This is a genomic window from Sphingobacterium sp. UBA5789, from assembly GCF_002418355.1.
Taxonomy (GTDB): Bacteria; Bacteroidota; Bacteroidia; order Sphingobacteriales; family Sphingobacteriaceae; genus Sphingobacterium.
Genome location: NZ_DIDX01000004.1, coordinates 790085 through 813453 on the forward strand (window position 1 = coordinate 790085; position 23369 = coordinate 813453).

General features: G+C 39.3%; 20 protein-coding genes. 9 read left to right on the forward strand and 11 right to left on the reverse strand.

Annotated features, from left to right (window positions below; all coding sequences use genetic code 11):
* Positions 1-5: 5 nt before the first annotated feature.
* From B4B65_RS12735 to B4B65_RS12745, 3 genes are all read right to left on the reverse strand, one after another.
* Entirely contained in the window at positions 6-284 is a 279-nt protein-coding gene (locus B4B65_RS12735) for a hypothetical protein (protein WP_003005970.1), read from the reverse strand.
* Positions 285-289: 5 nt separating this feature from the next.
* Positions 290-619 carry a hypothetical protein gene (locus tag B4B65_RS12740; protein ID WP_201679396.1) on the reverse strand — a complete coding sequence of 110 codons (330 nt, stop codon included), beginning with the start codon at positions 617-619 and terminating at the stop codon, positions 290-292.
* Between the two features lie 260 nt (positions 620-879).
* On the reverse strand, positions 880-1593 hold the full coding sequence (locus B4B65_RS12745; RefSeq protein ID WP_201679397.1) for a DUF4198 domain-containing protein: 714 nt from the start codon (positions 1591-1593) through the stop codon (positions 880-882).
* A 634-nt stretch (positions 1594-2227) separates the two neighbouring features.
* Here B4B65_RS12745 and B4B65_RS12750 point away from each other — a divergent pair.
* Together B4B65_RS12750 and B4B65_RS12755 are read left to right on the forward strand one after the other, a co-directional pair.
* Positions 2228-4651, forward strand: coding sequence for a TonB-dependent receptor (locus B4B65_RS12750; RefSeq protein ID WP_293915978.1), 2424 nt, complete (start codon positions 2228-2230; stop codon positions 4649-4651).
* Between the two features lie 48 nt (positions 4652-4699).
* On the forward strand, positions 4700-5941 hold the full coding sequence (locus B4B65_RS12755; protein ID WP_201679399.1) for a DUF4374 domain-containing protein: 1242 nt from the start codon (positions 4700-4702) through the stop codon (positions 5939-5941).
* Between the two features lie 65 nt (positions 5942-6006).
* Here the strand turns inward: B4B65_RS12755 and B4B65_RS12760 are convergent, their stop codons facing one another.
* Genes B4B65_RS12760 through B4B65_RS12770 form a run of 3 tightly spaced genes read right to left on the reverse strand, consistent with a single transcriptional unit; the run spans position 6007 to position 8783 of the window.
* Positions 6007-6792 carry an enoyl-CoA hydratase/isomerase family protein gene (locus B4B65_RS12760; RefSeq protein WP_293915979.1) on the reverse strand — a complete coding sequence of 262 codons (786 nt, stop codon included), beginning with the start codon at positions 6790-6792 and terminating at the stop codon, positions 6007-6009.
* Between the two features lie 4 nt (positions 6793-6796).
* The gene (locus B4B65_RS12765) at positions 6797-7645 is read right to left on the reverse strand and encodes a hydroxymethylglutaryl-CoA lyase (protein WP_293915981.1); all 849 of its coding nucleotides are present in this window, start codon (positions 7643-7645) and stop codon (positions 6797-6799) included.
* Entirely contained in the window at positions 7632-8783 is a 1152-nt protein-coding gene (locus B4B65_RS12770; protein WP_201679402.1) for an acyl-CoA dehydrogenase family protein, read from the reverse strand. The genes B4B65_RS12765 and B4B65_RS12770 overlap by 14 nt, the downstream gene beginning before the upstream one ends.
* A gap of 158 nt (positions 8784-8941) precedes the next feature.
* Between B4B65_RS12770 and B4B65_RS12775 the strand changes: the two genes are divergently transcribed.
* The 6 genes from B4B65_RS12775 to B4B65_RS12800 all read left to right on the forward strand — a co-directional run bounded on the left by B4B65_RS12775 (position 8942) and on the right by B4B65_RS12800 (position 15886).
* Positions 8942-10549, forward strand: coding sequence for an acyl-CoA carboxylase subunit beta (locus B4B65_RS12775; RefSeq protein WP_293915983.1), 1608 nt, complete (start codon positions 8942-8944; stop codon positions 10547-10549).
* Positions 10550-10677: 128 nt separating this feature from the next.
* On the forward strand, positions 10678-11544 hold the full coding sequence (locus tag B4B65_RS12780) for a methylated-DNA--[protein]-cysteine S-methyltransferase (RefSeq protein ID WP_293916772.1): 867 nt from the start codon (positions 10678-10680) through the stop codon (positions 11542-11544).
* A gap of 20 nt (positions 11545-11564) precedes the next feature.
* The gene (locus B4B65_RS12785) at positions 11565-12185 is read left to right on the forward strand and encodes an alpha-ketoglutarate-dependent dioxygenase AlkB family protein (protein WP_293915984.1); all 621 of its coding nucleotides are present in this window, start codon (positions 11565-11567) and stop codon (positions 12183-12185) included.
* 647 nt (positions 12186-12832) lie between these two features.
* A complete protein-coding gene (locus tag B4B65_RS12790) occupies positions 12833-13591 on the forward strand; it encodes a 5'-nucleotidase C-terminal domain-containing protein (protein WP_293915985.1) in 759 nt (252 codons plus the stop codon).
* Positions 13566-14522 carry a metallophosphoesterase gene (locus B4B65_RS12795; protein ID WP_002994836.1) on the forward strand — a complete coding sequence of 319 codons (957 nt, stop codon included), beginning with the start codon at positions 13566-13568 and terminating at the stop codon, positions 14520-14522. The genes B4B65_RS12790 and B4B65_RS12795 overlap by 26 nt, the downstream gene beginning before the upstream one ends.
* Before the next feature lie 149 nt (positions 14523-14671).
* A complete protein-coding gene (locus B4B65_RS12800) occupies positions 14672-15886 on the forward strand; it encodes an MFS transporter (protein WP_201679405.1) in 1215 nt (404 codons plus the stop codon).
* 31 nt (positions 15887-15917) lie between these two features.
* Here the strand turns inward: B4B65_RS12800 and recR are convergent, their stop codons facing one another.
* From recR to B4B65_RS12815, 3 genes are all read right to left on the reverse strand, one after another.
* Positions 15918-16532: a recombination mediator RecR gene (gene recR / locus B4B65_RS12805; RefSeq protein WP_201679406.1), complete on the reverse strand. Its 615-nt coding sequence runs from the start codon at positions 16530-16532 to the stop codon at positions 15918-15920.
* Between the two features lie 92 nt (positions 16533-16624).
* Complete coding sequence (locus B4B65_RS12810; RefSeq protein WP_293915986.1) at positions 16625-17377, reverse strand: hypothetical protein; 753 nt, start codon at positions 17375-17377, stop codon at positions 16625-16627.
* A 204-nt stretch (positions 17378-17581) separates the two neighbouring features.
* On the reverse strand, positions 17582-20008 hold the full coding sequence (locus B4B65_RS12815) for a TonB-dependent receptor (protein WP_293915987.1): 2427 nt from the start codon (positions 20006-20008) through the stop codon (positions 17582-17584).
* A 285-nt stretch (positions 20009-20293) separates the two neighbouring features.
* Between B4B65_RS12815 and B4B65_RS12820 the strand changes: the two genes are divergently transcribed.
* Positions 20294-20668 carry a MauE/DoxX family redox-associated membrane protein gene (locus B4B65_RS12820; protein WP_293915988.1) on the forward strand — a complete coding sequence of 125 codons (375 nt, stop codon included), beginning with the start codon at positions 20294-20296 and terminating at the stop codon, positions 20666-20668.
* A 143-nt stretch (positions 20669-20811) separates the two neighbouring features.
* Here B4B65_RS12820 and B4B65_RS12825 read toward each other — a convergent pair whose 3' ends face one another.
* Together B4B65_RS12825 and B4B65_RS12830 are read right to left on the reverse strand one after the other, a co-directional pair.
* Entirely contained in the window at positions 20812-21825 is a 1014-nt protein-coding gene (locus tag B4B65_RS12825; RefSeq protein WP_293915989.1) for a cytochrome d ubiquinol oxidase subunit II, read from the reverse strand.
* Positions 21826-21829: 4 nt separating this feature from the next.
* Complete coding sequence (locus B4B65_RS12830; RefSeq protein ID WP_293915990.1) at positions 21830-23164, reverse strand: cytochrome ubiquinol oxidase subunit I; 1335 nt, start codon at positions 23162-23164, stop codon at positions 21830-21832.
* Between the last annotated feature and the right edge of the window lie 205 nt (positions 23165-23369).

Consider the following 23369-nt stretch of genomic DNA (forward strand, 5'->3'; position numbering starts at 1 on the left):
TGTTGTTATTTAAGTAAGTAAGGAATAGAGAAGAGCAGGCTTAATACAATATAAGTGAGCCATACTTTCCAGATGTTTTCAGCAACAAAGGCCCATAACAATAAGAAAGCCCATAAAATGTATCCGGTGATAAATGATGTAATAATAACATTTTCCTGTGGGAATATATACATGAGACACAGATGGAAGCTCAGCATGACTACATATCCTCCTACAAATCCGGCCAGAATTTTTGAAAGTCTTAGCCAGGGAGACTTGGTTAAATATTTTTTATTAGCAGGCATATGTATTAGATAAAAAATTCAAACAGCAGACATACCGCATAAGCAGCCAGAACCGACTTATAATTCAGATAGCGAAATGGAAAAAGAGCAACAAGCAGACTTCCTGCCGTCATAATACTAATTATAGCAATAAAAATTCCACTCATCCAACCTAAATAATAAACGAATAATCCGGTTGCAATTATGAATAATGTGGCACATAGGAATTTACTAAACTGCGGCCTTGATTCCAGTTTGGCCAGATATGCGGGTTTATTTTTCCATCCGGCCTTTTTGGATGTATTGTACCAGAGAAAAAAACCTATAAAAACAAGTAAAAAACTAGTGCTAAACATATATAAGTTAAATCAAAGCTCCTTTAAATAATCAGCAGCTGATCATAGGGACCAACCGCTGAAACATTAAAGAGAGAGAAACGTTAATCTATTTTAGAGTTGTCCGTATATTTCGCTGTCATACCGCTTACCCTTTTCAGGTGCATGTGGATTTCAGAAAAAACCATCAAAAGCATGTCTGTTAATAATGTAGCATCATTCTGCCTGAAGACAGTAGTGATATGGCATTATTCCAGCTTTACGGATAACTTTTATAATTTTTATTTTTGTTCAAAAAATGTAGTAGCACCATGCCAGTTACGGGTATAGTCTTTATCATTCCAACGCCCGGTTTCATCATTCATCTGTGATGCTTCCACTACATAATTACCTTTCCACTGCGGAGAGAAAGAAACAATACCTTTTTCGTTCGTTTTGAATGTTTTGGTCCATCCTGTCTCAGACATCACGATAACTTCAGCATCTTTGACTGCCTTACCATTACTGCTGACAAGCACTTCTACTTCAGATTTATTCTTTCCGTTTGTAACGACTTTTTCGACCGCAAAAGGAAGATCTTTAGGAGAATTTGCGTTGTTTACCAATTTGCCGACACTTACAGGGACAAGTGAAGAAAAGTTGTACTTTGTAGTTCCACCTAAATCTTTTGTTGCGTGTACAGTAGATATATAGTAAAGACCGTCTTTCTCAGGAACAAAGGATGTTGCTAAATGGCCTTGTTCATCCTTCACATCAAGCTTTACACGTTGGTTATCCGGAGTCGTTAACCATACTTCCAGATTTTTGAGATCAGAGTACCATTTATCTGTACTTTCCTTTTCCCCGCTAGCATATTCTCCGAAAAATATTTTTACATCGTGGGGTTGATTTTTACTTGCGGACGCTTTGCTCTCGATCCATACAGCGTGAGCCATTGCTACTTGTTTGCCGCCAAGTAAAATCAGAATCAAAAATAATTGGGTAATAATTTTCATATTTTTTATTTAGACTGATTATAAACAATGATGCAAATATAGAACAAAATCCATTTTTGTCAATAAAAAATCATAATTAATTTCTAAAATGCGGTAGCGGGCTATCTGATTAATCTTAAGTATCAGAAGTACAGTATGCTCATGTTACAAAGTAAAGCTTAAGCAAATCAAAAAATATAAGATTTTCTATCCGATACAAACGTGATCACCGAACGGTTATCAATAAAAGATATTACCAAATTACTGCATATCAAATTCAACGATCGGATCAGCAAATTACCCCTGCCCGATCCATTCTGAATTCTATTTGATCAGTTTTTTTTAGTAAGCTTAATAAGCACGACTCCCACCATTTTTATAAGGATTCTATTCCTAAAAGATATTGTAAAGAGGAAAAAATAAGCCCTAAACATATAAACAAGGCCTAAAACACAACTATTCAAAAAAGATTAAAAAAAACTTGTCTGCTTATTATTTCTTTCTAAATTTGCACTGTTTATATTTAATCTAAATAAAAATAAAGCATTTCATACATGCTTATAAAGCAAATAACTGATATGTAAAAATAGGTTTACAGCTCATATTATTCACTTGCAACTATTAACATCAACGACATCTATTGAACAAATCCAACATGCAACACAATTACCCCATTTTTAATCTACTTCCGAATATCTCCGGCAAAAAAATATGTGGCGCCCTTCTCTTTGCCCATGTGATTTGCAGTTCTGCTCTTTATGCAGCCGGCAATCCGAATAACAGCCTGTTGACAATTCAGCTTCAGCAACATGAACTTACAGGGCAGATAATGAGTGAAGATATACCTTTAGCCGGTGCGACAGTTAAAATCCCTTCCTTATCCAAAAATGCGATTACCGATGAAAACGGAAAATTTACATTTAAAAATCTCCCTTCAGGGAAATATAAAATCGTAGTATCTGCAATAGGACACAGCAGATGGAGTGAAGAGATCCAAATCGGACCAAACAAGCAGACACTTCCCGTCATTTCACTTACCCGCTCTACAGAGCAAATAGAGGAAGTCATGGTGTTAGGCCGCACTAAAGTAGAAGAAGTCAACAAACAAGCCTACAATGTCACCGCATTAGATGCTACAAAACTCCACAATACCACACTTGATATTGGACATGCATTGGATAGAGTGTCCGGAGTAAGAGTCCGGGAAACCGGTGGTGTGGGTTCAGATATGAATCTGTCTATCAATGGTTACTCTGGTAAACAGATAAAAATATTCATCGATGGTATTCCTATGGAAGGCTTCGGATCTTCTTTTCAACTCAATAATATTCCGATCAATCTGGCCGAACGTGTGGAAGTATACCGAGGTGTCGTACCTGTATGGTTGGGCGCTGATGCTATGGGAGGCGCAATTAATATCGTCACCGGCAGCTCTAAAAAGAATTATATAGATGCCTCTTATTCTTATGGATCGTTTAATACACACCGAACCACTATAAATGCGGGTCTGACTTCTAAATCCGGCTATACACTACAGCTAAATGCTTACCAGAATTATTCAGACAACAACTACAGAATATCTGTTCCTGATGGTCCTCAAAATGTAAAACGCTTTCACGACACCTACCACAATGAAGCGATTATTCTTCAGACCGGAGTCGTTGGCAAAAGCTATGCAGACCGACTTTTAGTAGGAATACAATTGGGTAAGAGTTATAAAGAAATGCAGACTGGTGCGCGTATTGAATCTGTATTCGGATCCTGGTACCGCAAGGGAGACATTATTACACCCACTTTGAGATACCAGAAAAGAGATCTTTTCATTAAAGGATTGACAGCAAGTGTGAATGCGAATATTAACCTGGGGCATGAACAGAACATCGATACGACTTATGTGAGGTACGATTGGTACGGTACGCCTAAATACTATTCGGGTCTGGGGGGCGAGCAAAGCCGAAGTCTCTACAAGTACAGAAATAATACAGGCCTGGCCGCTACAACGATTTCATATGATATTAATGAACGAAATGCTGTTGTATTGAACAATACCTATTCTACATTTAACAGAAAAGGATCTGACGAACTGTATCCTGAAAACGTCGCCTATGATCTTCCCAGAAAATCAAGTAAAAATATTACAGGCTTAGCCTACCGCTACAATCATGATGGCAAATGGAATGTCACAGGATTTTTCAAAAATTACTTCCAACGGCTTAAATACAGCTCCAGCTATAATCCATCTGGCAACTACGGTGATGTAGCATACAACCATCAGCAAACGAATTATAACAAAATAGGATATGGAATAGCCGGTACTTATTTCCTTACTCCTTCTCTGCAATTAAAAGCTTCGTACGAAAATGCGAAGCGTATGCCGGAAGCGGAAGAGGTATTCGGGGATGAAATTTTGAAATCAAGTAATCTGGACCTGAAACCGGAATCCAGTGACAATTATAATCTGGGTGTGAATTATATGTTCTCGATTAATCATGATCACCGATTTGCTGTGGATCTGGGACTTCTGTACAGAGATTCCAAAGATTTTATCCGTGAAAAATTTAATGTAAACATGGTCAAGACTATTATGGAAAACAGAGCCAGTGTAACCAATAAAGGTATAGACGCTGAGATTCGGTATTCCTATAAGAAATTCTTCACAGCAGGAGCGAATATGTCTTATCATGACTTCAGGAATAAAACCAAATACGAAAACGACAACGCAAATGTAAGTATCGTCTACAATGACAGGATGCCAAATATTCCTTATCTGTACGGCAATTTTGATGCAACAGTATTCCTCTCCGATCTGGGCACAAAAGGGAACAATCTGAGTATCGGTTACAACCTGCTCTATGTACACAGCATGTATCTCTACTGGCCAAGTCAGGGCGCAGAAAAACTGGACATCGGTACACAACTGGGGCATGATGTCAATGCTGTATATAGCTTTAACAATGGTCGGTATAATATAGGTCTGGAATGCAAAAATATAACTAATGCCCAGTTATTTGACAATTTCAGATTGCCGAAGCCATCAAGAGGATTCTTCCTGAAAGCACGCTACTTTATATCTAACTAGATTTTTTTTACAACTCAAAATAATATTAATAACTAAAATTACATACTCATGATCAGAACATTTAAAAATCTAACTTTACTTTCAGCTACTGCCCTTATAGGTTTTAACGCCTGTTCCAAAGACAAAGGAACGATTGACACCAACATTACACCAGGTGAAGGGAATAAAGTAAAATATGTTATTGCTGCTCATCCTACCAGTGCAGAGGCCGGAACTGCAGATTATTTACTGACAACTGATGACCTGACAAAAGGCTCTATCTCTACAAAAGGTAATGGTATCGAACAGGACGGAACGTGGCGGTACTATGTAGTCAACCAGAATAAATTCTTCAGCATGCTATACGGACAGGGTAATCCGGGCGCTGTTACGTCTTACGCATTAAATACAGAAGGTAAGCTTGTAAAAGTCTCCAATTTTGTGACTGAGACTGTTCAGGTATTTGCGCCGATGAATGATGAACTTGTTCTGTTTAAAGTTCCTCGTTCAGGCAACGAAAATTCCCTTGTCTATCGTATTGATGCAGTAAACCCGGGAATCAAAGCAGATAAGGAAATCAATATTGTCAAATTAGCAGGTAATGGTGAACGTGCTCACTTTACCTGGGCCACTCAGTTTGGAGATAAGTTACTGGCTCCTTATATGAGTATAAAGGGATGTTGCGGAGATACCTTTGGTACCGCTTATCCGGACAGCACATGGGTTGCTGTAATATCTTTTCCGGATCTGAAAGTCGAAAAAGTAATCAAAGACAACCGTACCAGTTACCTGGGTGGTTACTTTAAAAATGGATTATTTGTAGATGAGCAGGGAGATGCATATGGCTTTTCAGGTGCTACTGTAAAAATCGGAGAAAATATTGTTTCAAAAAACCCATCAGCTATCGTTCGTATCAAAAAAGGAACTACGGAATTTGACAAAAGCTATTTCTTCAATTTTGAGGAGAAAACAAATGGCTTCAAAATCAATTCAGCACGTTATATCGGTAAAGGTAAATTTTTGGTGCAGTCATATACACAATCAAAATCTACTGTAGGAATCAAATTTGCGATTGCTGATGTATATGCTCAAACTGTTACCTGGGTTACAGGTGCCCCTGTTAACATAGCAAGTACAACATCGAGCAACTACGGAGCCCTTTCTCCGGACGGAACCAAAGCATATGTAGGCTTAACCTTAGATACAGGGGACAGCTATGTTTATATCTTTGATACTGCAACAAACACGGCTACACAGGGATTGAAAGTCGAGGGCGGAACAATTAATGGTATTCACAGACTGACCTATTAATCTGTCTATGTTATTATAAGGGATATTCAAGTAGTTGAATATCCCTTTTTATTTTCTGTATAAATTTAACCGTTTTTCCAATCCGGCTGACGCTTATCACGTTGGGCAGCAAGTCCCTCTTTGGCATCTTCTGATTCTTTCAGTTCATGTAATACCTTTAACAGGTACGCATAGCGGTCAGTAGCAGCCAGTTCCTTAATCTGTTTCAAGGCTTCAAAACCTTTCTTTATTGCCAATGGAGCACCCATTATCAGATCAGCAATCAGCATTTTGATCTTATGATCGTCTTCATTTTCAACAAAATCCGTGATTAATCCAAGTTCATGTGCCTGTGAGGCGGTAAATGAAGTACCTCGTATGCACAGATCCATAGCCTTAGCATCCGGAAGATGTTTGAGCAAAGAGGCCAGCACCTGAAAGGGAAATATTCCGATACGTACTTCCGGTAGGGAAAACCGTACACTTTGCTTAGCAAAGACATAAGTACATTCCAGAAAGATAAGAAAACCTCCGGCATATACGTCTCCTTCTATTATACAGACAGAAGGTTTGTTAAGCTCGGCTATGACTGCTCCCAGAGAAATATCGGCATTCGTAATATCCGGATTTATGGTATCAGCTTCCGGATTTTCAAATGCTTTGAGATCCATTCCTGCACAGAATACCGGTCCTTCAGCTTTTATTACCACTACGCGTACAGCTGTGTCATTATTTGCTTCCTGTAATGCATGTCTGATCTCATTCACCATAGTCGGTGTAAAAGCATTGCGTTTGCCGGGACGGGCTAAGGTGAGGTAAAATACATGGTCTGTTAGATCGGTTCGGATAAAATGATAGGAAATGCTACTCATGGTACTAACTGATTAATGTATTAAATTGTTGTTTCAACTCCTCAATCTGGGACGCATTACCTCTCTCAAAAAACAACAGAAGATCCTCCATTGCAATATTACCAACAAGATCATCTTTTGCAAAAGGACAGCCGCCATATCCTAACATAGCCCCGTCAAATGTTTTACATCCGGATGCATAAGCAGCTTTTATTTTGTCCATACTATTCAATTTGGTAGAGTGAAAATGTGCTCCTATGTGTAGCCCACCAAACAATTCATATACCTTATGAAACAGGCTGTCGATCTGTGCTACAGAAGCCTCACCCGTAGTATCAGCCAGCAAGAACCGTGTGACGCCTAATTCAGCAATTTTGCCCAGCCAGTCAATAACCAGCTGCTCGCTCCATATCTCCTGATACGGATTACCAAATGCCATAGAAATATAAACCACAGGTTCTTTTCCTGCGGATTTAGTACGTTCGACAATATATTTCAACCGTTCAAAAGACTGCTGCAGATTTGCGTTGGTATTGCGGAGCTGAAACTCTTCTGATATGGAAAAAGGATAGCCCAGATAATGGATCTGCTCAAAAGCAGAAGCACGCTCCACTCCCTTCTCGTTGACTACAATAGCCAGAAGTCTGGTGTCATTGACCAGATCCAGCTGCCGGACAACAGCTTCTGTATCTGACATCTGAGGTACAGCTGCAGGAGATACAAAACTTCCGAAATCTATACATTCAAACAATCCTGTACGAATCAGAAAATTAATATATGCAACTTTCTTTTCTGTAGATATCTGTCCGTGCAATCCCTGAATGGCATCACGCGGACACTCTACTAAAGTGATATTTTTTTTAAGATCTGACATCTTTTTGAATTTCTCTTGCTATAACCATTTTCTGGATGCTGGATGTTCCTTCTCCGATGGTACACAATTTGGCATCTCTAAAGTACTTTTCTGCAGGATAATCTTTTGTAAATCCATATCCTCCAAAAATCTGTACACTTTCATTCGACACTTCTACTGCGGCTTCAGATGCATATAACTTCGCCATTGCACTGATCTTGGAAGACTTCGTACCTGATTCTTTTAAATATGCAGCCTGGCGAGTCAGAAGCTCTGCAGCTTCTACCTGTGTCGCCATTTCTGCTAATTTAAACCCTACAGCCTGAAAATCAAATATTTTCTGATTAAATTGTTCGCGTTCATTCGCATATTTTAAGGCACACTCATAAGCACCACGTGCTATACCAAGTGATAATGCAGCAATAGATATGCGTCCTCCATCCAGTAATTTTAATGCTTGTACAAAACCCTGTCCCTCTTCACCGATGATCTGATCCTTGTGTACTCTGCAATTATCAAAGAATAAACATGCCGTTTCTGAAGCTCGCATTCCTAATTTATTCTCTTTCTTTCCCGCTGAAAATCCCGGTGTACCTTTTTCGATGATAAAAGCAGTCATACCTTTTTTATCCCCCTTTTGACCGGTACGTGTGATAACAACCGCAACTTCAGAACTGATGGCGTGTGTAATAAAATTTTTCGACCCGTTCAGGATAAAATAATCTCCATCCCGCTCTGCAACAGTCGTCAGACCTCCCGCATCAGATCCGGAACCGGTTTCTGTCAGCCCCCATGCGCCTATCCATTCGGCTGTAGCCAGTTTAGGCAGGTATTTTTTCTTTTGTTCCTCATTCGCAAAACTAAGAATGTGATTGGTACACAATGAATTATGTGCTGCCACGGAAAGCCCTATTGAACCACAAACTTTGGATATTTCATCCAGAATAGTAATGTACTCCTGATAACCTAGTCCTGCACCTCCGTATTCTTCAGGCACAATAATTCCCATGAAACCATAAGATCCCATCTTCCTGAACAGCTCTACGGGAAAGGTTTGAGCCTCATCCCACTCCATGATATGTGGTTTAATAAAATTCGTTGCAAAATCAGCAGCACTCTGCCTGATTAATTCCATCTGGTCTACGTTAGCGACAAACATAATTTATTATTTACGTGTTTATAATTATTGGTGATTTTCGAATCAAATATATACAAACTATTATATATACAATTACAAAAATATCAAAATATTGTTTTATTTTTATCCCGTATTAAGAAATTATTAATATAAACACCCCTTATAAACCAAAATTGCAAATGAATGACTTAATTGATGTTTTAAACAAAAAGAAAGAGACACTGGCATTAGGCGGTGGACTGGACAAAATTGAGAAACATAAACAAAAGGGTAAACTTACGGCCTGGGAACGCATACACTATTTACTGGATGACAATCGTGACTTTCTGGAGATAGGTATATTTGCGGGAGATGGAATGTACGAAGACGAAGGTGGCTGTCCAAATGGCGGGGCGGTATGTGTATTAGGTTATGTACAAGGCAAACAATGTGTTATCGTCTCCAATGATGCTACAGTCAAAGCTGGAGCCTGGTTTCCGATCAGTTGTAAAAAAAATCTCCGTGCTCAGGAGATAGCTATGGAAAACCATATCCCTATTATTTATCTAGTAGATTCAGCAGGTGTATTTTTACCTATGCAGGATGAAATATTCCCCGATAAGGAGCACTTTGGACGTATTTTCAGAAATAATGCAAAAATGTCGTCTATGGGCATCCCACAACTGGCTGCTATAATGGGAAGTTGTGTGGCAGGTGGTGCGTACCTCCCTATCATGTCAGACTATGCTTTTATAGTAGAAGGTACAGGTTCGGTATTCCTTGCAGGCCCCTATCTGGTCAAGTCATCGATAGGAGAAACAGTTGATGCGGAAACATTGGGAGGTGCAGCTACGCATTCTGAAATTTCCGGTGTTACAGATAATAAGTATCCTACAGATGAAGCCTGTCTGGATGCCATCAAACAAGTGATAGATAAATTCGGAGAACAGCCTAAAGCACAGTTTAACAGAAAAGAATCATCAAAACCAGCCTCAACGGCAGGAAAAATTATTGATATTATGCCTCTTGACAGGACAAAACCCTATGATATGAAGCGTATAATAGAAGCTATTGTTGATGAAAACACATTTGAAGAATATAAAAAAGATTATGGCAAAACCATCGTCTGCGGATTGGCTCGTGTAGATGGTTGGGCGGTAGGTATTGTTGCCAATCAGCGTGAAGTAGTGAAGGCAAAAAAAGCAGGAGGATCTGTTGAAATGCAGATGGGAGGTGTTATTTATAGTGATTCGGCGGACAAGGCTGCAAGATTCATTATGAATTGTAATCAACAGTCCATTCCATTGGTATTTTTTCAGGATGTAACCGGTTTTATGGTCGGAAGCCGTTCTGAACATGGAGGCATTATTAAAGACGGTGCAAAAATGGTAAACGCAATGGCGAATTCGGTTGTCCCTAAATTCACCTTTATGATTGGAAACAGCTATGGAGCTGGTAATTATGCGATGTGTGGCAAAGCTTACGATCCCCGCCTCATTTATGCATGGCCCACAGCACAGATCGCCGTAATGAGCGGAGCAGCTGCAGGAAAAACCCTCTTGCAGATTCAGGATGCTGCTTTAAAAAGTAAAGGAGTATCGATTACTGAAACAGAGCAAAAAGCCCTTTTAAAAAGTATTGAAGACAAGTACAACGAACAGTTAAGTCCATACTATGCAGCAGCACGACTATGGGTTGATGGTGTTATTCATCCGGACGAAACACGCAAAGTAATCAGTATGGGAATAGAAGCTGCAAACCATGCTCCGATAACAGAACGATACAATGTAGGTGTAATACAAACTTAAGCAGAGCTATTATTTACTCAAAAGGGATGGACAATAGTAAGCTGAACAATACTGAAAATCCGGATACTGAAAAATAGCAGTATTCGGATTTTATAAGACAAACAACATACGGATATTTGTCTTATAAAATAATTATCATGGAGACTCAACAAGAAGTAGACTATCAACGTATCGCAAATGCGATCACCTATATTCGTGATCATTTCAAGACACAACCCTCCATCGAGGAAGTAGCGGCACATATTCATGTAAGCCCTGCACACTTTCAACGTATGTTTGCCTCATGGGCGGGAACAAGTCCAAAAAAATTTTTGCAGTATATATCTGTAGAACATGCTAAGAAACTTTTAAGAGAAGACAGACACATTTCGCTGTTTGATGCGACGTATGACACTGGTTTATCCAGCACAAGCCGACTGCATGATCTTTTTATCAAAATTGAAGGAATGACTCCGGCAGAATACAAAAATGGTGGAAAAAAACTTCTTATCCGCTATAGTTTTACCGAAAGTCCGTTTGGTAAACTCATTATCGGCTCTACTGAAAAAGGCATTTGCTTTATGGGGTTTACGGATCATGAAGACGATGGCGTAGCACAATTGCGGCAACGTTTTCCTCATGCTTGTTTAATAACAGGAACCGATAATATGCAGCAGCATGCTGCCCTGATCTTTCAGAATGACTGGTCCAGACTTTCGGAGATCAAATTGCATCTTAAAGGAACTCCCTTTCAGTTAAAAGTCTGGGAAACATTATTAAGAATACCTATGGGACAATTGGCGACATATGGACAACTGGCAAAAGAAATCGGAAACACTAAGGCTTCAAGAGCTGTTGGAACAGCAATAGGCAGTAATCCTGTCGCTTTTCTGATTCCATGTCATCGCGTTATCCAGTCGTCCGGCACAATAGGCGGATATATGTGGGGACCAACACGGAAAACCGCTATTATAGGATGGGAAAGCGCTCTTCAGGATACTGTGACCGATTCATAACTGCGCAGAAAGGTAAAGACATGAAATTATTTGAGGATCAAAGTTATATATCACGAAATCTGCTTCCGCAAGACGGGGAAGTATATTATTATGGTATAGTGCTGTCTGCAGAGGAAGCATCCGCCTATTACGAACGTCTTCTTCAGCATATTGCATGGAAAAATGATCAGGCAGTAATATTCGGAAAACATATTGAGACAAAAAGAAAGGTCGCCTGGTACGGAGATCAGACCTTTTCTTACACGTATTCTAATATTACTAAATCGGCACTTCCATGGACAGAAGATTTATTAAAACTGAAAGAAATTGCAGAAGAACATACCGGAGAGAAATACAATTCCTGTCTGTTAAATCTCTATCATAGCGGAGATGAAGGAATGGCATGGCACAGTGATGGCGAAAAAGATCTTAAAAAAAACGGAGCTATTGCCTCTATGAGTTTTGGTGCTGAACGTAAATTTGCTTTCAAGCATAAGGAAACCAAGCAAATAATCGCTATGGTATTGGAACATGGAAGTCTGCTTGTCATGAAAGGTACTACACAGACCCATTGGATGCATCGCTTGCCTCCTACCAAACGTATTTTCGGACCACGCATCAATCTTACCTTCAGAACAATAGTTAAGAATTTGGAGAAATAAAACTATTAAAAAATCTTATAATCTTTATTCCACTACACGTTTGTCAGTGTCCCCACCGGCAACAGATGCAGTAGTTTATAATAATGGTGAACAGTTAATTTACGCAATTAAACCTCTCTCCTTTACTATCAAAGGCGTTTGCCGGTGTCCCCACCGGCAACAGAATGCAGTAGTCTTATAATAATCGGTGAACAGTCAACTAAACCTCTCTCCCGGTAAAACCGGGATCTCTCCTTAAAAAGGAGAGAATTTTGTAGGTATAGCGTAAACTAACCTTAAGTAGCATTTAATGAAAGTAGCATTTCCTTCAGAAGAAGATTCTTTAGCCCTAAATGCGTTTGCCGGTGTCCCCACCGGCAACAGAATGTATTATTCCTATAATAATTGGTAAACAGTCAACTAAACCTCTCTCCCGCTAAACCAGGATCTCTCCTTAAAAAGCACCGCATTTTATTAGCAGCTTGTATTGAAAAAAGAGAGAAAAGTAGCTATGCAACTTAAAAAAACAGAATCACGGGCTTCTTCTTAACCTCAAAAAATAGCACAAATTTATTCATATAAGTTTCATGGTATTTTAAGGCTAAAAATGGATATTTTATCTACCTTTGTCTCAATTATTTTTGCCGACACATTTATCTTGTCGTTTTATGTATAGATTTAACATCCGTTCCCTGGCATTAGTAATAGGTTTGGGCTTCATGGGATTCACCTCGTGCAAGACGCTCTACACCCGGGCATCCGACTCCTATCAGGGCTATGAAATGAATAACACTATTACTGCAGATTCTGCAGTAATAGCACTTTACGCACCTTATAAGCAACAAATGGAATCTGAAATGAACCGTGTAATTGGTTATTCAGACACCTATCTGACCAAGACACGGGATGCAGAGAGTCTTATTGGAAACTTTTTTGCTGACGCTCTTCTGGATATCGGAAAAACACTGGATAAGGATGCTGTATTTTCATTTGCGACCAAAGGTGGTATCCGTACAGATATGAGACAAGGTGATATTACTGTAGGTAAAATATTTGAGATCATGCCTTTTGAGAATAAGATCTCTATACTTGAATTGTCAGGTAAGGATGTATTGACACTGGCTGACTTCATTGCACAGACAGGAGGTCAACCTATAGGTGGTATGCGAATGGAGATCGTGGGTAAAAAAGCAACATCAGTGAAGATTAATGGTCAGGATATTGATCCAGCCAAACATTATAAAATGGTGACCTATGATTATATCGCTAATGGCGGAGACAATCTGGATGCTTTAGCCAGCCCGGTATCACGAAAAGACTATGAAAGTAAAGTCCGTGAAGGTCTTATGGATTATATCGGCAGACAAACGAAAGCCGGAAAACATATTAATGCAGTATTAGATGGAAGAGTTAAAATCAGTCAATAGAAGAGTCTTTATCAAAGGTTTAGGTGCACTAGGTGCAACTGCTGCTTTGAGTAACATACCTCTGGATGCACTGGCTGATTCGGAAGTAAAAATCACGATACTGCATACAAACGATGTACATAGCCGAATAGAACCCTTTCCGATGGATGGATCCAGAAATCAGGGACTTGGCGGCGTAGCCCGCAGAAGTACATTGATTCAGAAGATCAGAAAAGAGGAGAAAAACGTTCTTTTGCTTGATGCAGGAGATATGTTTCAGGGCACACCCTATTTCAATCTCTTTGGCGGTAAGCTGGAATTGGATCTGATGACCAAACTGGGTTATGATGCAGGGACGTTTGGTAATCATGAGTTTGACAACGGACTGGATGGACTAGTTAAATATCTGGATCATGCAAAATTCCCTTTCCTGACAGCCAACTATGACTTTACAGGAACGGTATTGCAGGGCAAAACACAGGATTATACCATCTTCAAAAGAGGAGGTATCAAAATCGGGGTATTTGGTGTCTGTATAGATGTAAATGGCCTCGTAGATCCTACTAATTGCAAAGGCATGAAGTATCTGGATCCGATTCCTGTAGCGAACCGGATTGCTGAAAAGCTGAAAAAAGAAGAGAAATGTGATCTGGTGATCTGTCTTTCTCATTTGGGTTACAAATACGATTCAGACAAAGTTTCTGATCTCGTGTTAGCAGAGAAGACTCAATATATTGATCTGATTATAGGTGGGCATACGCATACCTTTTTAGATAAACCAGTCTCTGTCCGTAATATGGCTGGAGAACAGACGATTGTCAATCAGGTCGGTTTTGCCGGAATTAATTTGGGACGCATTGATTTCATTTTAAAACCTTATTCGGGAAAGAAGCGCATCGAGTCTGTCGTATATCAGGTCGATCATCATATAAAACCCTCGATTTTAACATAAAAACTATAAAAAGTTAGCATATTAAAATGTCAAATCGGGCGTCTGATCATCATCACCCGGTTTGACATTTTTTTTTGACTACTTCTGAAAGAATCATTTACATCCTTTTGCGGATAAAATGAACTGACAGAAACTACAACATTTATCTCATGAAAAGAATTATACAAATATATATCAAGTCTTACAGTGGACTTTCCCCGGCAGCCTGGCTCCTCGCCTTAGTGATGCTAATCAACAGGATGGGCTCTATGGTAATACCATTTTTGGGTATGTATATGACCAAACAACTTGGCTTTGACATCTCCCATGTAGGTATTGTATTAGCCTGCTATGGCTGCGGATCCGTAGCCGGATCCTGGCTAGGCGGATGGCTTACAGACAGAATTGGGAATTTCAAAGTACAGTCTATCAGTCTGATTATGACCGCTCCTTTATTTTTGCTGATGCCGATGTTCCGTACATTCGAATCTATGGCCGCTATTGTTTTTGTACTCAGTCTGGTGGCCGACACGTTCAGACCTGCAAACTCGGTATCAGTGGCACGCTATGCCAAACCGGAAAACCTGACGAAAGCTTATTCACTAAACAGAATGGCGGTCAACCTGGGTTTTTCGATTGGTCCTGCGTTGGGAGGTTTTCTGGCTGCATTTTCATACAACTGGATTTTCTATGGAAATGCTATCGCGGTAGCTATAGCAGCGGTTGTTTTCCTTTACTTTTTCTACAATAAAAAAGGAAATAAAATAACTAAAAAATCAGAAAAGGAATTACAGACGGAAGTGAAAGACAGGAATCCCTATACAGATGGACCATTTATACTTTTTTCTATTCTCTGTTGTCTGTTTTCAATGGCCTTTTTTCAACTGATCAGTACACTTCCTCTTTTCTATCAGGATGTTCACCATATGAATGAACGTGAAATCGGCATGATACTCGGCTTCAGCGGATTTGTAATTGTTGTATTTGAAATGCTGCTCGTACATATTGTTGAACATCGGGCCACTATTACACGCATACTCTTTTACGGAACATTATGTGCGGGTCTCTCCTATCTGATGCTCAATTTTAATTTTGGAATAGCCTGGCTGTATATAGCGATGTTTATGCTTTCGCTTGGAGAGATGCTTACATTACCATTTATGGCTACCGTTACTGCTTTGCGCTCTACACGCAATACACAGGGAGCATATATGGGTATGAATTCTATTGCTTTTGCTTCATCCAATATCTTTGGTCCCTTTCTGGGTACAAAGACAGTAGCTCTCTGGGGATATCATACCTTATGGTATATCGATGCTGCTATATTGGTATTGGTTGCTTTTGGGTTTATCTGGGCGTTGAAAAGATTAGGATTAAATCAATAAACCGGGTTAAGCCCGGTTTATTGATTTAAAATTATCCTATATTCCGCTCATATGGAACTCTTGTCGCAATTGAACGCCCAAGTGTAATTTCGTCTACATATTCCAGCTCGCCACCAAATGCAATACCTCTGGCAATGGTGCTGATCTGAATATCAAATTCTTTTAATTTACGGTACAGGTAGAATATTGTCGTATCCCCTTCCATCGTGGCACTTAAAGCTAAAATTACTTCCTTCACATGACCGGCACGAAGACGCTCTACGAGTCCTTCTATTTTGAGATCTGAAGGACCTACACCATCCATAGGAGATATCAGGCCTCCCAGCACATGATATACGCCCTGATACTGATTGGTATTCTCTATCGCCATGACATCTCTGGTATCTTCTACGACACAGATCAAAGATTTGTCCCGTTTGAGTGAACTACAGATTTCACAGATATCATGATCTGAAATATTAAAGCATTCCTTACAGTACTTAATCTGCTCTTTGAGTTGATTGAGCGCCCCTGTAAAACGCAAAACTTCTCCATCAGATTGCTTCAACAGGTGCAAGACCAACCTTAATGCTGTTTTTTGTCCTATTCCCGGTAAACGCCCAAATTCATCTACTGCCTGCTGCAATAATTTTGAAGAAAATTCCATTTCGCAAAAATAAGAATAAGCATTCTTCTTTATCTAAATTATTGTACAAAAATACGATAGAAGATAAATTACAAAGTGTCGAGAAGTCTGCGTTATTGATCGCCCTCTGCTATAGTATGTGTACTATCAGGTGTAGATTCTATTTCTTCCGGAGTATCGCCGGATATATCATCTTCCGATCCCATCTGATCCATATTTTCTATTTCCTGCTGTGTATATTGATAATAGGAGTTAAACTTCTTCGTCTTTTTATCATATACCAATGCATACTTCGTGTTTTCGTTTTTAATGATTAACCCGGCACAGGGAGCCGGTACAAGCTTAGCTTCATCCATGTATATTCTGGCTCCTGCCTTAAATGAATTAATAACCGGCAATTCACTTTCATAATCTTTTATTAAAAGTCCTTCACCTTTATGATTGAATATAACAAGAGAACTGCTTTTATAGTCATTCTTTTCGAACAATACAGCCATGTCATCTTCATTATCGTCATCGCCGGTAAAATTTCCGAAAGCATAAACAGACTTCGCTCTGTCAGCGATTTTGGTTAAGAACTCCGTTCCGTCCAGATAATTATTATATTCTAAAAAATTATAAATAAACGCTTTATAGTTATCAGGAATATTATCATATTCTGAAACAGAAAAAATAGAATTTATTGCCTCTTGCCTTTCAGCATTACTGTCGTCTAAGGATTGACCACCATTTTTATACACCGCAAAGTAGTATCCGCCTGCTCCCAAAATAAGCAAGCATAAAATAGTCAATGTAATATATAAACCTTTCTTACTTTTTCCGGCAGGTTGATTTTCTCCGTTTGGTTGTTCTACTGATCTCTCCATATTTTACTGGTAAAAAAACATACTCTGATTTCTGCATCTTTCGAAAACGGTTATTGATACAAAAACCATAAGCTTGTTTAGGTTAATCTTGTTTAAGGCTTAAAAATATTTATTTTGCAGCAGATACAGAAATTATCATATTGATATTTAATAAAAAATGCGAAACAAATCTGCTTCGCATTTAAGTATTAAGTAGTTATATTTCTAAAAGTCGAACGTATAATTGACAGAGAAGGTTCTTCCTCTTCCCTGATAATAAAACAGATCGTCCAGTTTATAAGTAGAATACAGGATCTGCGATCGTTTACTCCAGATCGTCTGGTAAGTTGTATTGAATAAATTCTGTACCCCGACATTCACCTTACCATAAGGCAACGTATACCCAACAAAAAGATCTGATGTATTGTAAGCCTTAATCTCATTGCTCAATTCGTCCTTCAATTTCATATTTTGTAAACTCTGGAAACGAAAGTTCCAGTTTTTGATATTGTATCCGGTATAAGCCACAAGTTTAGATGGGCTGGCGTTATAGACTTCTTGCTTCTTCCAATCGTTTTCAACCTGTACTTCCGAACGGATTAATAATGCACTCGCTCCTATATAAAATCCGTCATATGTATAGGACAATTCAGCTTCTATACCTGTATTCCGAAGATTCTGTTCATTGACAACAACCTGAAAATTAGTACGATCAACAGACATTACTTTATCAGATTTACTTACAAATCCGGATATCTGTCCTTTAATTCCCGCATAATTGATACGGTATCCCAGCTCAAACTGATTTGTTTTAATCCCCTGCAGCGGTGAATCTTTTACATTGAGACTGGATGTAATATCCCAGTTATTAGTCGTAGCATTGAGATTATAAGTACCATAACCATAAAACTTTGCCGGATCGGCCAGTGCCACGCCTTCCGAATAGGTAAACCAGGCCTGATGATTACTGTTAGGCTTCAGTAATAAACCAGCATTGACCAATGTCATATCATACGAACTCTTTCCGCCCGGAATAGCTGACGCTGAATTTCCATAGCCAAATGCTACCTGAGTCTGCTGAACGGAGCCTACAAAGTCTTTAACCGTAATATCCGTATTTTGATAACGCAGACCTGCAGTAAGCTTCAACATATCGATAATTGAATATTCTCCCTGAAAGTATCCGGCTATACTTGTAGAGCGATTGGTAGGATATCTGCCTAAAGTATGGATAGTTTCATTTACCAGTCCTCCGGATTCAAATGATTTTGCAATATCATATACATTTTGTGTCGCTTCGAATTTCTCAAAATCTACATCCAATCCGTAAGTAATATTGATCTTGTCCCAGCTTTTAGATAATAAAGCTTTCAATCCGGTATAATACGTATTCTGACGGGATGAAGACATATAAGGAGTAACGCCTGTCGCTAACCTTAATGTCCCCGGGAAAGGATAAAAATCCAGCTTTTCTGACCGCCCGGCTACCTGCACATACAGATCCTGTCCGCCAAGTAGTTGTGAACCATGATAATTTGCAGTTCCCATTAAGCGCACAGTACCCGGATTTACACTCGATTTAAATCCGTCTCTCATTTCAAGTAATTCTCCTTTTCCGGTAGTAAAAGCACTCAGATTATCACCTAAGAAAAGACTTCTTTTGCCATTAAATTTAGAATTATAATACTGTCCGGATACAGTGATCTTGTGATTCGGATGGATCTGATAGCCTGCCGTTCCCAATACATCTACACTTCTGTTGTACTGTAAATCCGTTTGTGTAATATCCGTAAAAATCTGTTCATTATCAGCCCCGTAGGTAGCCCCGTTTTGCTGATAAGCAACTGCCAGACGACCTTCTAATTTCTCTCCTCTGCCCTGTAAAGATTGAGCAATACGATAATCGTGATCATTTGAATGTCTCAGACCAGCTCTTACACCGATTTCGGAAGTACCGCCCAATCCGTCTTTATTAGCTCTCCGGGTTATTATATTGATAATACCTCCTGTAGCATTTCCACCATAGATAGCACTTGCTCCAGAAAGAATCTCAATACGCTCTATATTAAAAGGATCAATTGCATCAAGTTGACGACTGATAGAACGTATACTATTTAATGATACCCCATCGATCATGACCAGTGCAGCCCTGCCTCTCATATTCTGACCGTAGTTAGTTCTACCCTGCGGACCGATATCCATACCAGGCGCAAGGATTGCCAGCATTTCTTTCAACGGAACCCCGTTTTTAGCCTGCTGTTCGATCTGTTCACGATTGAAAACCCAGACAGTACCTGCTATATCCGAAATATTTACAGGTTTTCGGGATGCCACCACCACCACATCTTCCAATTGATTGGAAGCATCAATAGTAAAATCCAGCTCTCTGAGATCCCCTTGTTGCAGGAAAACCTCTGTTACGGAGCTTTGTTTATTCAGATAAGATGTCTTTACCTGATAAGTTCCCGGAGTAAGTTTTATAGAGAAAGATCCGTTTTCATCAGATTGACCAAGGCTTTTACCCGATATGAGGATACTGGCCCCTTTGATTTTCTCTCCGGAAGCATTGTAGACAGTTCCCTTTAGCGTCTGTGCCTGTACATATCCGGCCAATAAGAATAAACCGCAAGCGATCAGATAACTCTTTTTCATAGTATTATATTATCTTATATATTTAAATTTTCAGCGCAAATATAAATTAGAATTAATCTAAATAAAGAAAAAAGATGAAAAAATATTCCAACGGCTAATCTGATGAAAACGAGGTAATCTCCGAGCTGTTATTAATAAAACGGTCATCATTTTGCGAATGAACCTATACTTTATATAGTGCTTATTCACTTGTGTATTTTAAATCCTTAAAACACTATAGTCAATATCTTGTTTGATCATTATATTTGATCAGGAAAACCAATTACACACAAAAAATTAAAAATCATGAAAATCGTTAAATTCATCCTCTCCCTTCTGTTTGGATTGATGTTTATCAATGCCGGGCTAAACAAATTTCTAAATTATATGCCTATGCCCGAACTGACAGCAGAACAAATGAAGCTATTCGGAGCTATGGCAGAGATCAAGTACCTGATACCTCTTGTAGGTACAATAGAACTGCTAGGTGGCTTGCTTTTCATCTTTCCAAAAACAAGAGCGTTGGGAGCTATTGTAATTTTTCCAATTATGGTTGGCATTATTCTTCATAATGCCATTTTCGAACCATCCGGGTTAATGATTGCTCTTCCATTTTTTGCTATTAATCTTTGGATGATAGCTGACAACTGGAACAAATATAAACCTATGGTTTGTAGTTAAGATTCATCAGATTATCAGGCAAATACTGTTTGCCTGATAATCTTAATGAAATATCTGACTCCAGCTCAATTGTGCATACACTGTATGCACATTCTCAAAAGTGTGATAAAATTGACAACACCGAATAATAAATTATAAACTAATTAATAAGCCTTTACAGACTTACGACTAAAGGAATACATAAGATAAAACAGAGTAGGTAATATAAAAACACTTCCCAACAACAATGCCCACGCAAGAGAGCTGATCGCTCCTTCTGCTCCTGCATGTTCAACCAATGAAAGGTGCTGACCGTTTTTCAATAATATAAGATTCGGATAATGCTTGTAGGTCGCTGCAAACAAGATCATAACCACCTGAAAACCGGCCAGTATACGCATAAGGGAAATAGATTCATTACGAAAACTAATAAACAGCCATATAACCGAACAGGAAGCAAGAAAGATCGCTATCTGCCCCCAAATGTCGCCTAGTACCCAGTTGAGCAAAGGGATATGCGAGTAATACGCCGCTGCAAATACCAAAACACCACAGCCCATGACCACAAATACAAACAACTTTGCCAGTCTGGTCATTAATCTTCTGTCTTCCTTTCGCTCAACCTGTCCGATAGCGAAGATCGAAGCCAGGTAACCGCATATTGCTACGGTAAACAAACCTACAGCAATACTAAACCAGTTAAACCAGCTGCTGATATAAGCTGTATAAAAATCCGTTGCCTGTGTATCAATATGACTCGAAACAGTAGATGCCGCTATAATGCCGAGAAAAAAAGGTGTTATCAGACTCGATATGGTGAAGATACGGAAGTAAATGGTTTGCATATTATCTTCTACAGCATCGTAGTTGCGAAAAGTAAATGCCGTACCTCTTGCTATAATACCAATCAGCATCATGAGCAAAGGCAGGTGCATATAGATGGACATAGTCGTATAAATCTCCGGAAATCCAACAAAAAGAATAACGATAGCGATGATAAGCCACATATGATTTGCCTCCCAAATGGGGCCTATGGCTTTATACATCAGATTACGCACCCGGGGACGGGTTTCCTTACCGGAGATCAACTCTACTATACCGGCACCAAAATCGGCTCCTCCCAGAATAAGATAGAGACAGATGGCAGCCCACAGATAAGCAATGACAACGTATAGCATGATATTACTTTTTTAGTTTAAAATTAGGGTCTGTAGGATCATAGAGATGACCTACCATTGTAATCTGTCTGTACAAAAGATAAATTACAGCTATAGAAAGGGATACAAAAACAGCCGTAAATACATAAAAGGAATACGCAATTCCTGGCATTGGCGTCACCGCATCAATTGTGCGCATAATACCATATATAATCCAGGGCTGACGTCCAACCTCTGTGACTACCCATCCGGCCTCCAGTGCAATATATCCCAACGGTATAGCGATCACAAATAATCTGAATAACCAGGTACTTTGCAACCAGCTTTTTTTCCGGAACAGAGCTATAAAATATAGGATAGAAAGCAACACCAGCAACATTCCTAATCCGATCATAATCTGAAAAGCATAATGGGTGATCGCTACCGGTGGCCATTCATCACGCGGAATATCATTCAGTCCGGTGACCGGTTTATCAATATCTCCGTAAGCCAGAAAACTTAAAAGTCCAGGCACTTTTATTCCATATTTTACTGTCCCATTCTCTTCATCAGGGATTCCTCCTATTAAAAAAGAAGCTCTGGCTTCTGTTTCAAAATGAGCTTCCATAGCCGCTAACTTAGCCGGCTGACGTTTTCCAACGTCTTTTGCTGAGATATCACCACTGATAGGCTGCAACAGCGCTGCAATACAGGCCGCCAATGCCGATATACGAAAAGCTGCTGTGTGAAAGGCCACATTTTTTTTCTTGATAATCATAAGTGCATGTACCCCAGCGACCGCAAAACCTGTGGCAACGAAAGCCGCTAACATCATATGCAGGGCTTGCGAAAACCAGGCATCATTAAACATCGCCTGAATGGGGTCTATGTTTATGTATTTACCATCTACATAATCAAATCCAGAAGGACTATTCATCCACGCATTAGCAGCGACCACCAATATGCCAGATGCAATCCCACTGATACCAACAACCAGTCCTGTAGCCCAGTGAAACCACTTATTGAATCTGTTCCATCCGTAAAGAAAAAAACCTAAAGCTATAGCCTCAATAAAAAAGGCTGTCCCTTCCAGAGAGAAGGGCATACCAAAGATGGGACCAGCATGCTTCATAAAGCCAGGCCAGAGCAGTCCCAGTTCAAAGGAAAGCATCGTCCCGGAAACAGCACCGGTAGCAAACAGTATAGCTACACCTCTGCTCCAGGCTTTAGTAAGACCTTTGTAGATCTCATTTCCGGTCTTTAAATACAAATAATGAGCAATACACATGAAGAAAGGCATGACCATACCGACACAGGCAAAAATAATATGAAAACCCAGCGACATAGCCATCTGCGAGCGTGCAGCGATAAAATCATCCATAGTAGAGAAAAGATTAAGAATGACACCAAAATACAGCACCAGAAATTTACAAAAGGGAATACTAAATAATTCCCTTAAGGATAAACCAGCACCTTTTTATCCTGCAATTCTGATCTTTACAAGGTAAACATTCCGAAGCATTAAACCCAATTTTTTCAGATTATATTTGCACGAATTTAGGTAAAGGGATCATTTTTTTGTCTGT